This window comes from Anabaena sp. AL09, from assembly GCF_001672255.1.
Classification (GTDB): Bacteria; Cyanobacteriota; Cyanobacteriia; order Cyanobacteriales; family Nostocaceae; genus Dolichospermum; species Dolichospermum lemmermannii.
The window spans coordinates 1-15123 of record NZ_LJOQ01000058.1; the positions used below are offsets into that span (position 1 = coordinate 1).

General features: G+C 38.0%; 13 protein-coding genes and 1 pseudogene. 10 read left to right on the plus strand and 4 right to left on the minus strand.

Annotated elements, in window-relative coordinates:
- The first annotated feature begins 713 nt into the window (after positions 1 to 713).
- The 4 genes from ftsH3 (at position 714) to AN490_RS11550 (ending at position 3807) form a co-directional block, all read left to right on the plus strand.
- Positions 714 to 2558 (plus strand): ATP-dependent zinc metalloprotease FtsH3, encoded by a 1845-nt coding sequence (gene ftsH3 / locus AN490_RS11535; RefSeq protein ID WP_015079544.1) that lies wholly within the window; start codon positions 714 to 716, stop codon positions 2556 to 2558.
- A 112-nt stretch (positions 2559 to 2670) separates the two neighbouring features.
- Positions 2671 to 2910, plus strand: a complete 240-nt coding sequence (locus AN490_RS11540; RefSeq protein WP_213798969.1) for a glycosyl hydrolase family 31 — start codon at positions 2671 to 2673, stop codon at positions 2908 to 2910.
- Positions 2911 to 3032: 122 nt separating this feature from the next.
- On the plus strand, positions 3033 to 3347 hold the full coding sequence (locus AN490_RS11545) for a hypothetical protein (RefSeq protein ID WP_168653102.1): 315 nt from the start codon (positions 3033 to 3035) through the stop codon (positions 3345 to 3347).
- A 13-nt stretch (positions 3348 to 3360) separates the two neighbouring features.
- Positions 3361 to 3807 (plus strand): hypothetical protein, encoded by a 447-nt coding sequence (locus AN490_RS11550; protein ID WP_300003332.1) that lies wholly within the window; start codon positions 3361 to 3363, stop codon positions 3805 to 3807.
- A 68-nt stretch (positions 3808 to 3875) separates the two neighbouring features.
- Here AN490_RS11550 and glp read toward each other — a convergent pair whose 3' ends face one another.
- From glp to AN490_RS11570, 4 genes and pseudogenes are all read right to left on the minus strand, one after another.
- A complete protein-coding gene (gene glp / locus AN490_RS11555; RefSeq protein ID WP_300003334.1) occupies positions 3876 to 5102 on the minus strand; it encodes a gephyrin-like molybdotransferase Glp in 1227 nt (408 codons plus the stop codon).
- A 191-nt stretch (positions 5103 to 5293) separates the two neighbouring features.
- The gene (locus tag AN490_RS11560; RefSeq protein WP_300003336.1) at positions 5294 to 8881 is read right to left on the minus strand and encodes a hydantoinase B/oxoprolinase family protein; all 3588 of its coding nucleotides are present in this window, start codon (positions 8879 to 8881) and stop codon (positions 5294 to 5296) included.
- A 57-nt stretch (positions 8882 to 8938) separates the two neighbouring features.
- The gene (locus tag AN490_RS11565; protein WP_300003338.1) at positions 8939 to 9664 is read right to left on the minus strand and encodes a DevA family ABC transporter ATP-binding protein; all 726 of its coding nucleotides are present in this window, start codon (positions 9662 to 9664) and stop codon (positions 8939 to 8941) included.
- A 68-nt stretch (positions 9665 to 9732) separates the two neighbouring features.
- Positions 9733 to 9957 (minus strand): annotated as a pseudogene (locus AN490_RS11570) (HlyD family secretion protein); the annotation flags it as partial.
- 645 nt (positions 9958 to 10602) lie between these two features.
- Here AN490_RS11570 and AN490_RS11575 point away from each other — a divergent pair.
- From AN490_RS11575 to AN490_RS11600, 6 genes are all read left to right on the plus strand, one after another.
- On the plus strand, positions 10603 to 11793 hold the full coding sequence (locus tag AN490_RS11575) for a M20 family metallopeptidase (RefSeq protein WP_300003340.1): 1191 nt from the start codon (positions 10603 to 10605) through the stop codon (positions 11791 to 11793).
- A gap of 125 nt (positions 11794 to 11918) precedes the next feature.
- Entirely contained in the window at positions 11919 to 12233 is a 315-nt protein-coding gene (locus tag AN490_RS11580) for a hypothetical protein (protein WP_015079536.1), read from the plus strand.
- Positions 12234 to 12342: 109 nt separating this feature from the next.
- A complete protein-coding gene (locus AN490_RS11585; RefSeq protein WP_015079530.1) occupies positions 12343 to 12567 on the plus strand; it encodes a DUF167 domain-containing protein in 225 nt (74 codons plus the stop codon).
- Between the two features lie 87 nt (positions 12568 to 12654).
- Positions 12655 to 13749: a 3-isopropylmalate dehydrogenase gene (leuB, locus tag AN490_RS11590; RefSeq protein WP_168634636.1), complete on the plus strand. Its 1095-nt coding sequence runs from the start codon at positions 12655 to 12657 to the stop codon at positions 13747 to 13749.
- 87 nt (positions 13750 to 13836) lie between these two features.
- Positions 13837 to 14097, plus strand: coding sequence for a hypothetical protein (locus tag AN490_RS11595; RefSeq protein ID WP_015079528.1), 261 nt, complete (start codon positions 13837 to 13839; stop codon positions 14095 to 14097).
- Positions 14098 to 14123: 26 nt separating this feature from the next.
- On the plus strand, positions 14124 to 14945 hold the full coding sequence (locus AN490_RS11600; RefSeq protein WP_015079527.1) for an A24 family peptidase: 822 nt from the start codon (positions 14124 to 14126) through the stop codon (positions 14943 to 14945).
- Positions 14946 to 15123: the final 178 nt, after the last annotated feature.

Genomic DNA, 15123 nt, shown 5'->3' on the forward strand with positions numbered 1-15123 from the left:
GCTTCGCCCGTACAGTGGTCAGCATTTGGAAGATAAATTATCGGTCATTGCCAAAAATAGTTCTCCAAATGCTTCGCCCGTACAGTGGTCAAGAAAGAGGCAATAGACAATAGACAATAGACAATAGGCAATAAATATTTTCCCTGCTCCCTGCCCCTGCCTCTTTTCTCCTGACTCCTGCTGAGAATCGCTACAATAGAACTCCTATCATTCTCATGTTTTAGAATTGCAGGAGGTGGGAGATAATTTTTAGCATGACAGGAGGATTATTTTGAGATATCTTAAAATAAGTTAACATAATTATCATAAGACCTCGCGGTAAGCGGGAAACGAGCGCGGCTTGGCTCCCTGAGAGGGAAGCGGCACGAGGGATTTTAATCCCTGTGGTATGTTAGAATTAAATTGTGAGTAAGAACAAAAAACATCTACGTGTTAAAGCATCCTAGTACGGAGAAATTCCGGCTCCTATGAAACAACGGTTAGGTTTAAGTCCTAATGGCAGTATTGACAAGAAATAGCCAGTAATGGCAGGTTGTGGAGCGTACCGCGTCTTGGCTTAGTGATGGATTCTAAAAACACTGAAAACCATAAAAGTAAGCGCAATTTCGACACCTTGATTGGCAGTTGTTTTGAGCGTTTAGGCGGCGTTTGACGGTCGCAGCGAGATTAGATTGAGCTAAACTCTTAAAACCAGTACAGGAGAATCAACATCAGTGAATAATAAAAGATGGAGAAATACGGGGCTGTACGCGCTCCTTTTTATAGTTGTTATTGCCCTAGGAACAGCATTTTTTGACAAACAACCCCAAAGCCGGGAAACATGGCGCTACAGCCAGTTTATCCAAGAAGTTAAACAAGGCAGAGTTGAGAGAGTCAGTTTGAGTTCTGACCGTTCTACAGCTTTGGTAACACCCAAATATGATCCTAATAAAAAGATCGTTACCTTAGTTAACGACCCAGATTTAATCAATACTCTGACAAATAAAGGTGTTGATATTGCCGTATTACCTCAAGCAGACGAAGGATTTTGGTTTAAAGCTCTCAGCAGCTTATTCTTCCCTGTATTGCTGCTAGTTGGTCTATTTTTCCTTCTCCGTCGCGCTCAAGGTGGACCAGGTAGCCAAGCCATGAACTTTGGTAAATCTAAAGCCAGAGTGCAAATGGAACCCCAAACTCAAGTGACATTTGGGGACGTTGCGGGTATTGACCAAGCTAAATTAGAACTAAATGAAGTTGTAGACTTTTTGAAAAATGCCGATCGCTTTACCGCTATTGGTGCAAAAATTCCTAAAGGTGTACTTTTAGTTGGTCCTCCTGGTACTGGTAAAACCCTGCTTGCGCGGGCTGTTGCTGGAGAAGCAGGTGTTCCTTTCTTCTCAATTTCCGGTTCTGAATTTGTGGAAATGTTTGTGGGTGTGGGTGCTTCCCGTGTCCGTGATTTATTTGAACAAGCAAAAACAAACGCTCCTTGTATCGTCTTTATTGATGAAATTGACGCGGTAGGTCGTCAACGGGGTGCTGGTTTAGGTGGTGGTAACGACGAACGGGAACAAACCCTCAACCAATTGTTGACGGAAATGGACGGCTTTGAAGGTAACACTGGGATTATTATTATTGCTGCTACCAACCGTCCTGATGTATTAGATGCTGCTTTATTACGTCCCGGTCGTTTTGACCGTCAAGTTGTGGTAGACCGTCCTGACTACGCTGGAAGAAGCGAAATTCTCCGAGTTCATGCTCGTGGTAAAACTTTATCTAAAGATGTAGACTTGGATAAAATTGCCCGTCGGACTCCTGGTTTTACCGGTGCAGATTTATCTAACTTACTCAACGAAGCGGCAATTTTAGCCGCCCGTCGGAATTTAACGGAAATTTCGATGGATGAAATTAATGATGCAATTGATCGTGTATTAGCGGGTCCTGAAAAGAAAGACCGGGTAATGAGCGAAAAGCGCAAAACTTTGGTTGCATACCATGAAGCAGGTCACGCTTTAGTTGGGGCTTTAATGCCTGACTATGACCCTGTGCAAAAGATTAGCATTATTCCCCGTGGTCAAGCTGGTGGTTTAACTTGGTTTACCCCTAGTGAAGACCGTATGGACACTGGTTTATATAGCCGTGCTTATTTGGAAAATCAAATGGCTGTGGCTTTAGGTGGTCGTCTCGCTGAAGAAATTATCTTTGGTGAAGAGGAAGTTACAACTGGTGCTTCTAACGATTTACAGCAAGTTGCCAGAGTAGCTAAACAAATGATAACTCGGTTTGGCATGAGCGATCGCTTGGGTCCAGTTGCCCTTGGTCGTCAACAAGGAAATATGTTCCTGGGTCGAGATATTATGTCTGAGCGCGATTTCTCGGAAGAAACTGCTGCTGCTATTGATGAAGAAGTGCGGAAGTTAGTTGATACGGCTTACATTCGAGCTAAAGAAGTTTTAGTCAATAACCGCAAGGTTTTAGATGAAATTGCTCAAATGCTGATTGAAAAGGAAACCGTTGACGCTGAGGAATTACAAGAAATCCTTGGTAATAACGATGTGAAAATGGCTGCTTTTGCGTAATTTTTGTTAAATATCTAAAATAGGGGTAATTCTGGTTTTTCTGGAATTACCCTTTTTTAGTTTCTTGTTAACATTAAAGATGCTAAAATTTATAAAAATGGTAAATATAGCTATGATATCATCACAGTTAGCAATTGTTAAAAATGGCAAAATAGAATTAATTGATTCTTTATCTATTCCCGAAGGAACAAAAGTGTTAATTACTCCTATTATTGTAGATAACGATCCGGAAAATCAGGATAATTGGGAATATTTTTCTTTAAAAAATCTGAATCTATGTTATGAAGATAATGAACCAGAATATACCCTAGAATCAATTAAAGAATATAACAATAATTATGAAAGAAGGTAATATTATATTAACCCCTATTCCCCAAGCCAATGGAGAAATCAAAAATCGTCCTGCGCTGATTTTAAGAGAAATGCCAAAATATCATTTAAGGCATCAGTAGAGCCGTTAAACCGTTAGATATCATGGAAGTTTTACCATTACCCAATAATTGGCAAGATATTCAACCTGACGTTGTATATTCTTCGACTTATGATTTGCAAGTTTCATTTAGCGACGAACAAATAAAATTAGGTATAAGATATGATAGTAAAGGAAAGCATTTAAAGGCAATTGCGAAAGGGTTAGTACACCCACAAGGTAGTAGTGGGCTTGTTGATTCTCAAGAAAAAGGATATAATTTAAAGTCTAAAGTGTTAGGTAACGGTGGTGATAGACGGTTTCACGCCAAATATGTTAATGGTATATTACATTTTCCTGGTTTTGTAACACAACATTAATCCAGAATAGATTATGACTACACTTCAATTGAAAAATCACCAAGTCTGGCAAGATTTAACTGAGATATTGGAAAATTTAGATACTAATTCTCTTGTTCAAAAACACCTTCAACGCTGCTGTTATACAATCAATGGTTATTGGGATGAACAGGATGAATATTATGACTCAATTAGCTTACCTCACACCATAGAAGCAGAATTAGTTAGTAGTTTTGTAGGTGTTACCCAAGATAAACGTTTTCTAAAACTCAAATTTTCTCTTATTGGTACTACTACTATTTATGCTAAAATGATCCCTCATGATCCCCATGATAAATCTTACCCATTCGGAAGTCCAATTATTCAAAATATAGGTGAGTTAGTTCTTATCTATAATGAGAATATGGAATTGGTTGATGAAAATTGGCTTTTAGACATAGATTCTCCTCTGCTTGATAAAAGACAAGTTACTAACACCTAAGATAATGGTTATGAAATTAATCTATTCTTGCACGCAGAGGCGCAGAGTCTCAGAGAGTTAATTGTCTTTTATCTTATTTGTAAAACTAAGGTTTCTTCTCCTGGTGAAACTAAAGTTTTTCCCACTGGTAAAATAGCTAAAGCATTTGTTTGGGATAAATTAATTAAGTTCCCAGAATTCAAATTACCACCTGTTTGCTGAAATCCATAAATACCATCATTTAAATTTAAATTACCCCAAATATAAGTTTCCATTTTTCCGTTAGATTTTAATTCGGAATGGGATTTTACTTTTAAAAATTTCGCTTCCCAACCTTGATTAATTCCTGAAAGTTTTTTAATTGTCGGTTGCACAAATCTCCAAAATGTCACCAAAGCAGAAACAGGGTTTCCTGGTAAACCAAAATAAAGGGAATTGGGAAATGTGGCAAATGTTAAAGGTTTTCCTGGACGCATTTGCACGGCGCGAAAATGGATTTTTGCCCCCAAAGATGCTAATATATTATCAATATAATCATAATCACCGACGGAAACTCCTCCAGATGAAAGAACTATATCAGCATTATTAATGGCATGATTTATAGTCTCTGTTAATGCAGTTGGATTATCTTTAACAATTCCTAATGTTAACACTTCTGCACCTGATTCTTTGACTAAAGCGGCTAAAGCATATTGGTTAGAATCTACTATTTGTCCAGGTTTTAGGGTTTGTTCTGGTGTTACTAACTCATCACCGCTAGAAAAAATTGCCACTCGTGGACGACGGAAAACACTGATTGTAGATAATTGTGCTGCGGCTAAAATAGCAATTTCTGCTGCATTCAGGGGAATTCCTGCTGGTAAAAGTTCTTTTCCGGCTTGGTAAAAGTCTCCTTGGTGTCTAATAAATTCTTGGGGTTGCGGTGTAGCTAAGATAAAAACTTGGTTTTCCTGCAATTTAGTTTTTTCCTGCATAACTACAGTATCCGCACCTTTTGGGATGATTGCACCAGTGAAAATCCTGGCTGCTTGTCCTGGTTTAATAGTAATTTGGGGTTGATATCCTGCGGGAATCTCTTCGACAACTTCCAATATGGTAGGATTTTCAGGATTTGAATTTTGCACATCTTCATAACGTACAGCAAAACCATCCATTGCGGAATTATCCCAATGAGGAAAATCTAAAGAACTAATGACAGGAGTTGCTAAAATGCGATGAAATGCTGTTAATAAATCCACAATTTCAATATCATGTTGTTGATTTAAAGGTTGGACAGCATTGAAAATAATAGTTTCGGCATCTTGGACTGATAACATAATGAATAAGTAGGTTGGCGTTAAAAATTGTCGTTATAGCAAGGCAAAAGGCAAGGGTGAAGAAGTTTTCAGCGATTTTACATTTCTTTACACTGAATAGAAATTTAATAGTTAATTAGTGAGCAGATACCCAACTTCTATTTTAGAATTAGATTATATATCATATATTTATTTAAGAAGTTGGGGATATTTTATATCTCCCCATAACCACCACCTCCTGGAGTTTCAATGACAAATATATCTCCAGGATTCATTTCTACCACAGCTTTACTTCCTAATTTTTTCACAGTTCCATTATTTCTTTCTACATAATTTTTACCTATCATACCTGCTTTCCCACCACATAAACCAAAAGGGGGAATAACCCGATGATTTGCTAAAATTCCCGCTGTCATATTTTCCAAAAACCGCAACCGTCGAATTACACCATTTCCACCGTGATATTTACCTTTTCCTCCGCTATTTTCACGAATTGTAAAACTTTCTAAAATTACCGGAAACCGCCATTCTAAAACTTCAGGATCTGTTAATCTAGAATTAGTCATGTGGGTATGAACTGCGTCTGTTCCATTGAAATCTTCACCCGCACCAGAACCACCACAGATAGTTTCATAATATTGATATTTCGTATTACCAAAAGTAAAATTATTCATCGTTCCTTGGGAAGCAGCTAACACACCCAAAGCCCCATATAAAGCATCTGTAATTGCTTGGGAAGTTTCCACATTTCCCGCAACTACCGCAGCCGGATAATGGGGATTTAACATACAACCTTGAGGAATAATCACTTCCAACGGTTTCATACATCCTGCATTTAAAGGAATATCATCATTTACCAAAGTGCGGAAAACATATAAAACTGCTGCTTTACAAACTGCTGATGGTGCGTTAAAGTTATTATTTAATTGCGGTGAAGTCCCAGTAAAGTCTATTTTAGCATTTCTGAGTTTTTTATCAATAGTAATTTTAACTTTGATCATACTTCCATCATCCAAAGCATAACTAAAACTCCCATCTTTTAAAACTTCAATTACTCGACGAACTGATGCTTCGGCATTATCTTGGACAAAACCCATATAAGCTTGAACAGTTTCTAAGCTGTAGTGTTCTACCATTTTCAATAATTCTTTAACTCCCAGTTCATTCGCTGCAATTTGCGCTTTCAAATCGGCGATATTTTGAGGAATATTCCTCGCTGGGTAAGGTTCACTGCTGAGTAAATTAATTAATTCCTGTTCGCAGAAAACCCCAGAATTAACTAATTGAAAATTATCTAATAAAATCCCTTCTTCTGTGACACTTGTACTATAAGGTGGCATAGAACCGGGAGTTATTCCCCCAATATCTGCATGATGTCCCCGTGAAGCTACATAAAAAATAGGAAGATGAGAATTAAGAAATATCGGAGTAATAACTGTAATATCTGGAAGATGAGTTCCCCCATTGTAGGGATTATTAGCAGCGAAAACATCACCAGGTTGAATATTATTTTTATGAGTGGAAATTAAAGCCTGAATACTTTCACTCATGGAACCTAAATGTACAGGAATATGCGGGGCATTTGCGACCAATTGTCCATGGTTATCGAAAATTGCACAGGAAAAATCGAGCCTTTCTTTGATATTCACAGAAGAACTGGTATTTTGTAATGTTATTCCCATTTGTTCAGCAATTGCCCGAAACAAATTATTGAAAATTTCCAACATGACAGCATCAGGATTTTCAATTTTCTCATTTGTATTTTCCACTGATAACTGACTACTAACAACTGACAAAACCAAATTCTGAATATTAGTTAATTCCGCTTTCCAATGGGGTTCAATAATATTTGTACCCGTCGCTTCTACAATAATTGCCGGTCCAGAAATACAGTCTCCCGGTTGTAAATTCTCCCGACGATAAACTGGGGTATCCCACCATTTCCCAGCAGTAAACATCTGTACGGTTGTATCTGCAATCGGTAAATTATCATTTATCCGAGAAATTACAGGTATAGGTGGGGACTGATGATGTAATACTAACTCCACCGTCACCGCTTCCACAATCAAGGGTTTTTCCTCGGCAATAAAGCCGTAACGCTGACGATGTAACTCTGCAAACTGATTCTGCATTGCTGCTAAATCGGCAAAATTTACAACCAAAGCCGCATCTGTTCCTTCATATCTTAAATGCAGCTTTTCATACAGTTGAATCTCTGTGTTACCAGGATCTTGAAGGTTTAATTCTTTTTTTCCCTCTGCTGCTAATTCTGTAAATACTACTTTTAAATTTGACAATATCCCTAATTCTAAAACCGCTTCAATAGCTTTTTCTTTTAACACCCTAACATCTGCCAAACCCATACCATAAGCAGATAAAACTCCAGAATAGGGATGAATAAATACCTGTTTCATTCCCAAAGCGTCAGCAATTAAACAAGCGTGTTGTCCACCTGCACCACCAAAACAACATAAAGTATACTCAGATACATCATAACCACGTTGGATGGAGATTTTTTTAATCGCATTGGCCATTTTATCAACGGCAATGGTAAGAAAACCCGTTGCTACTTGTTCCGCTGTGCGATTATCACCAATTTCTTCTACCAATTCCGCAAATTTACTCTTGACAATTTCCACATTCAATAATTTGTCAGCATTTGCTCCAAATACTTGAGGGAAAAAAGCAGGTTGCAACTTACCTACCATGACATTACAGTCTGTCACCGTTAGGGGTCCGCCTTTGGAGTAGGAAGCAGGACCGGGATTTGCACCGGCTGATTCTGGTCCAACGCGATAACGAGAACCATCAAAATGTAAAATTGAACCGCCACCCGCTGCAACGGTATGAATAGCCATCATTGGAGTTCGTAACCTAACTCCAGCCACTTCTGTTTCTAAGGTACGTTCATATTCACCATTGTAATGAGCAACATCCGTAGATGTACCACCCATATCAAAACTGATAATTTTATGAAATCCTGCCATCAGACTAGTTTGGACTGCACCAACGATTCCCCCCGCCGGACCGGACAAGATACTATCTTTACCAAGAAAAGTTTCTGCGTCAGTTAAGCCTCCATGAGATTGCATAAACTGGAGAGTAACGTTTTTTCCTAACTGACTCGCTACCTGATTCACATATCTTCGTAAAATCGGCGACAAATAAGCATCAACTACCGTTGTATCACCACGACTGACTAATTTCATTAAGGGGGTAATTTCGTGAGATACGGAAACTTGAGTAAAGCCAATGTTTTTAGCGAGGTTAGCAACCTGTTTTTCATGGTTGGTGTAGCGATAACCGTGCATAAAAACAATTGCACAGGAATGAATCCCACTATTATAAGCTGTTTGCAGTTGAGGACGAATGGCATCTAAATTTAAATTAATTAATACATCACCTTGGGCGTTGTAACGTTCTTCTACTTCAATTACTTGTTCATATAACATTTCTGGTAGAATAATCTGCCGGGCAAAAATATCGGGACGGTTTTGATAGGCGATTTTTAAAGCATCTCGAAAGCCTTTGGTGATGAGTAAAACAGTTCTATCCCCTTTTTTTTCCAGTAGGGCATTTGTAGCTACTGTTGTTCCCATTTTGACAATTGTGATTTCCTCTGAAGGAATAGTTTCATGATCTGAAATGCCTAAAAGTTCCCGAATTCCCTGTATTGCTGCATCGGTGTAACGTTCGGGATTTTCGGATAATAGTTTGTGAATTTGTAATTTACCGTCGGGGCATTTGGCGACAATATCAGTAAATGTACCACCCCTATCAATCCAAAATTCCCAAGTCATTGTAGATTAACCCTCTTACAGAATTTATAAATTAGAGAAAACGGTATTAACAATATTTTAACCAACTACATCTTGCAAAGAATCACTTTTTTCTCGGACAAGATGGCCATCTTCCATGTAAACAATTCGGTCAGCAATATCTAAAATGCGGTTATCGTGGGTAACAAGCAAAATTGTACAACCATGCTCTTTTGCTAATTTCTGCATCAATTCTACCACATCTCGTCCCGATTGTTTATCAAGTGCGGCGGTAGGTTCATCTGCTAGAACTATTTTTGGTTGACTTACCAATGCACGAGCGATCGCAATTCGTTGTTTTTGTCCCCCTGATAAGTTATCTGGATAATAATTAAGCCGATTTCCTAATCCTACCTGTTCTAGCATTTTTTGTGATTGGATTAACATTTCTTTTCCAGACATTTTCGGATGTAATTCTAAACCCATTCTTACATTTTGAATTGCTGTTAAGCTACCATGTAAATTATGAGCTTGAAAGATATAACCGTTAGTCCGTCGCGCTTGGGTTAATTGTTTTGCATTGGCTTTACAGAGTTCGTTGCCTAATATCTGCAAACTGCCAAATTGAGCCGAACGCAATCCACCAGCTAAGGTTAATAATGTGGTTTTACCTGAGCCAGATGGACCTGTCATAATCACAATTTCACCTGTATTAATGGTGAGGTTGATATTAAATAAAACTTGTTTTCGCAGTTGTCCATTTCCAAAATAATGATCGAGGTTTTGGATGGAGATTACAGGTTTGGGAGAGTTAAGAGTTTGCATATTTGATTGAGGTTTTCAGGATTTTTTTTGCACGCAGAGACGCAGAGGCACAGAAGAGTAATTTTGAGAATTTTACTCACATCACTTTGGTAAACTTCAACTATTGCGTACATCTGATTTATTTGCCCAAGTTCGACAATGCCGTCATTGGATACTACTTCACCTGCACGAATATAAATGTTAAAAATTACACCATTCTGGGGAGATTTAACATAAGTTTGATCTAAGTTGGCTTTGGCTGATACTAAGTCTACTGGACGCACTTCATCTATTTTATTTAATGAAGTACATTCTATTTCGCGCAGAGGCGCAAAGAAGCAAAGGCGCAAATTTGATTAATTTGTCGGTTTTAAAGATGAGTAAATTGAAAAATTGTTAAAATAAATATGAGATGGAAATAGATGAGTAAATATAATTGCTTATTACTCCAGCAATTGGTATTCTTATAAAAGCAGGCTTAATCCATTTATAAGTATCAAATAAATCAATCACCAAACTACCTTTCAAGAAATTGCTTCTCAATTGCAATTATTCCAAAGTATAGAACAGAAAGAAAGATTTATATTTGTAATTGGTGCTTTAACATCGCGGTTAATTAGTTTATATAAAGCTTCCGAAATAATGGGGATAGATTTTTCATATCTTACAGTTGAAGATGTTGTTATAGAGAAAATCTGGTAAGCATGATGAAAATAGTTTTGATGGTATTTTTGAAGATTGATAATTAAATTCTCGCTATTTGAATCTGAGTTGTAAATACGATATTACGATTGGACTTGTCAAGTACCGCATCAATTCTATCGTGATTAGTTTATATGTATTCCTGGATGCTGAAAAATGAGCAGGTAAGCCGATAAAATTGGTCAGAATGCGGGTAGCAGTTAAAGCTGTGAAATTTCTAGAATGAAATACAAGGTGAATGAATTAAAATTATTGCTATGCTGAACCGACTTAAAGACTTAACAACAAATATAGCACCCCGCTTAGTCGAAATCCGTCGCCATATTCATGCACACCCAGAACTTAGTGGGCAAGAATATCAAACCGCTGCTTTTGTTGCAGGTGTGTTATCTGCCAATGGCTTGCACGTAGAAGAGGGAATAGGTAAAACAGGTGTCATTGGTGAATTACAAGGAACTCAACCTAGTGATAGGATATTGGCAATTCGCACTGATATGGATGCTTTACCCATTCAAGAACGCACAAGTTTAGAATATGCTTCTCGAATTGAAGGAGTCATGCACGCTTGTGGCCATGATATTCATACTACAGTAGGTTTGGGGACAGCAATGGTACTTTCCCAAATTGCCCCTGAATTGGGTGGTAAGGTGCGGTTTTTATTTCAACCTGCTGAGGAAATTGCTCAAGGTGCAAATTGGATGGTACAAGATGGAGTGATGAATAATGTTGCGGCTATTTTAGGGTTACACGTTTTTCCTTCCATTCCTGCTGGTTCAGTTGGTATCCGTTACGGTGCATTAACAGCCGCCGCAGACAACTTAGAAATTATTATTATTGGTGAATCTGGACATGGTGCGCGTCCCCATGAAGCCATAGATGCAATTTGGATTGCAGCGCAAGTGATTACATCATTACAACAGGCGATTAGTCGAACTCAGAATCCTTTGCGTCCCGTAGTATTGAGTATTGGCCAAATTAATGGTGGAAGAGCGCCAAATGTAATTGCTGATAAAGTACAGTTATTAGGAACAGTGCGATCGCTTCACCCAGAAACCCGTGATAAACTACCACAGTGGATTGAAAACATAGTGGCTAATGTTTGTAATTCTTACAATGCAAAATATCAAGTTAATTATCATCAAGGTGTACCCAGTGTCCAAAATGATAATGCCTTAACACAACTATTACAATCCTCCGCAGAAGAAGCTTGGAGTAATGATCGTGTCCAAATTTTACCAGAACCATCATTAGGTGCAGAAGATTTTTCTGTTTATTTAGAACACGCCCCTGGCTCAATGTTTCGTTTAGGTGTAGGCTATGAGGAGAGAATGATTAATCATCCCTTGCATCATCCCCAATTTGAAGTTGATGAATCTGCTATTATTACTGGAGTAGTCACATTAGCTTATGCAGCTTATAAATATTGGCTAAATAAGTCAGAAGTATGATTTGTGTGATTGGTTTGATTTAGATGATTAATTAGTCAAACAAATCACAGAAATCACAGAAATCACAAAAATCACAGTCCAGAAATTGCTCTTTAAATAAATTCCAGAAAATTACACCGTCAATCATGCCACCAATCGAAACTATAGATTCAAACTCATCAGAACAAAGCACTAATAATTGGTATTTAGTCACTGTCCGTTCTAAAAAAAGAGAAGTATTTTTGAAATATCTGAATTTAGCTATTAGCCAAAATCAATTACAGGACTTGGTAATAGAGATAAAAAGTCCCCAAGATGCAGTTTATCAAGATATTGTTTTATTAAATATCAGTAATTTCAAAAATGCCTATATACAACTTAAAAAAATCGAATGTTTCCAAAATATCGAACGAAAACCTTTAGCATTACCACAAGTAAATAGAATGTTGGGTATTGGATAAAATTTATAGCAGAGAATAGGGAATAGGGCAAGTAGAAATTTGTGAAAAAATCTTTTTTAGCTCTTTTCTATGTGTTCTCTGTGGTTATAAAAAATCCAAAAAATACATAATGCAAAAAAGAGTAAAAGTTAAACCAAATTCTCAACAGCAAAAGATTGAAGAATTAGCAGATGGTAGTTTAACTGTACATCTTAAATCACCACCAGTAGATGGTAAAGCTAATGAAGAGTTAATTAAACTACTAGCCAAAAAATTTGATGTTGCTAAATCCTCTATCAGAATTAAATCTGGGACAACATCTCGACAAAAGGTAATTGAAATTGATGGAATTTAGGGCAATTATCAATTACCAATCACCCATTTGGCACAATTGCTAGGTATGATATTTTATCTGCAAACATTTACCCAGTAAAACCTGACTATGACTCAAAACTACCGCATTACCCTACTACCTGGAGATGGCATTGGTCCCGAAATTATGTCCGTAGCAGTGGACGTGCTGAAATTTGTCGGTAAAAGCTTTGATTTTTCCTTTGAATTTTCCACAGCTTTAATTGGTGGTGCTGCTATTGACGAAACCGGCGAACCACTACCCGCTGTTACCTTAGATATGTGCCGCAATAGCGATGCTGTCTTACTCGCTGCTATTGGTGGTTACAAATGGGATTCTCTCCCCTCAAATTTACGCCCAGAAGCAGGTTTATTGGGGTTGCGGGCTGGTTTACAACTATTTGCTAATTTACGTCCTGCGAAAATTCTCCCCCAGTTAATTGACGCTTCCACCTTGAAACGAGAGGTTGTAGAAGGAGTAGATATCATGGTGGTGCGGGAACTCACCGGCGGGATTTATTTTGGTAAACCCAAAGGCATTTTTACAACAGAAACCGGAGAAAAACGCGGTGTAAATACGATGGTTTACACAGAATCAGAAATTGAACGCATTGGCCGCGTAGCTTTTGAAACAGCGCGGAAACGAGGTGGTAAACTCTGTTCAGTGGATAAAGCCAATGTGTTAGAAGTATCTCAATTATGGCGGGAAAAAATTACACAACTTTCCTCAGAATATACTGATGTTGAGTTATCTCACTTGTATGTAGATAATGCCGCCATGCAATTAGTCCGCGCTCCCAAACAATTTGATACAATTGTTACAGGGAACTTATTTGGTGATATTCTCTCTGATGCTGCGGCAATGCTCACAGGTAGTATAGGAATGTTACCTTCTGCTAGTTTGGGGGCTGATGGTCCCGGTGTCTATGAACCAGTTCATGGTTCAGCCCCGGATATTGCAGGACTTGATCAAGCCAACCCCTTAGCACAGGTTTTAAGCGCCGCCATGATGTTGCGTTATGCTTTAGACCAAGCAGCAGCAGCAGACTTAATTGAAAATAGCGTGTTACAAGTTTTAGAACAAGGTTATCGCACAGGAGATATTATGTCCCCAGGAATGAAACTTGTCGGTTGTCGAGCTATGGGCGCAGCACTAATGGAAATTCTGCAATTAAAATCACGTTAAAGTGTAAATCTGGAAGTTTTACTATTTATTGTGAAAACTTTCAGATACACTAAAAGCAAATCTGTAAATCTCATATAAAAGCCAATTGTGTACGCTTTACAACAAGAACAGGCAAACTTTACCCACTCCAAAAAGCATCCTTCTTTGATTGATCCTACTGTAATTAGAGCAGCTAGTCACATCTACTATACCTACTGTGAAGTCCATCCAGAAATAGTAGGAAAAGCTACAGGGGTAGCAATTAGTCGGGTAACTCATCGGGGTAAAGTGATTTTTACTAAGTACCCAGTGTTATTACCACAGGAATGTTTTGTGCCGTTGAATCAAATTGAGTCCTATATGTATTAGTCAACTGACAACTGACAAGTAATAATATGGACATTTTAATGAATATTTCAGCCAGTATCATTGTCTTTGTTTTGGGTGCATCTTTGGGCAGTTTTATTAATGTTGTGGTTTATCGGCTACCCGCTGGCTTATCAGTGTTGTGGCCACCTTCTCGCTGTCCCAAGTGCTTAAATAGGTTGAAGGCTTATGATAATGTCCCGGTTTTCGGTTGGTTATGGTTAAAAGGGCGGTGTCGTTATTGCCAAACTCAGATTTCTCGCCGTTATCCATTAGTGGAGGCATTAACAGGGATAATATTTTTAATAGTATTTTGGGTTTTTCAATTTTCAATTTTCACCCTGGGATATTGGGCTTTTTGTAGTTGGTTATTGGCTTTATCTCTCATAGATTTAGATACAATGACCTTACCTAACCCCTTAACTAAATCGGGTTTAATTTTAGGAATAGTCTTTCAAATGGCTGTTGGTTGGTTATCAGAACCGACTGCGGTGGGATTATCAAAACGCTTAATAACCGGAATAGCCGGTGCAGTTCTGGGTTTATGGCTGTTTGATGCGATCGCCCTTTTAGGTTCTATGGCTTTTGGCAAAACGGTTATGGGTGCAGGTGACGCTAAATTAGCTGCTATGATGGGAGCATGGTTAGGATGGCGTTATTTACTACTAGCGGTTTTTATCTCCTGCATTTTGGGAGTATTCGTCGGTGGTGGTGCAATTATCCTCTCTCGTCACCAAATGGGACAAAAAATGCCTTTTGGACCCTTCCTAGCGTTAGGTGCGGTAATCACTGTTTTTTGCGGTGAAGCTATTTTGTCCCCATATATGAGATTATTTTTGCCTGGATCTTAATATCATTTTTTAAATCTTTTTTTTGTTTCATGCTTATGGTTTTATCCACTTAAACCTGTATCGCACCTGACTGTAGCTGTGATTACACCATTGAGATTTAAATATGTCTAAACTATGATTTTTATGATTTTTATGATTTTTGTGATTTTTGTGATTAACTAATCATCCAAATCAAAAT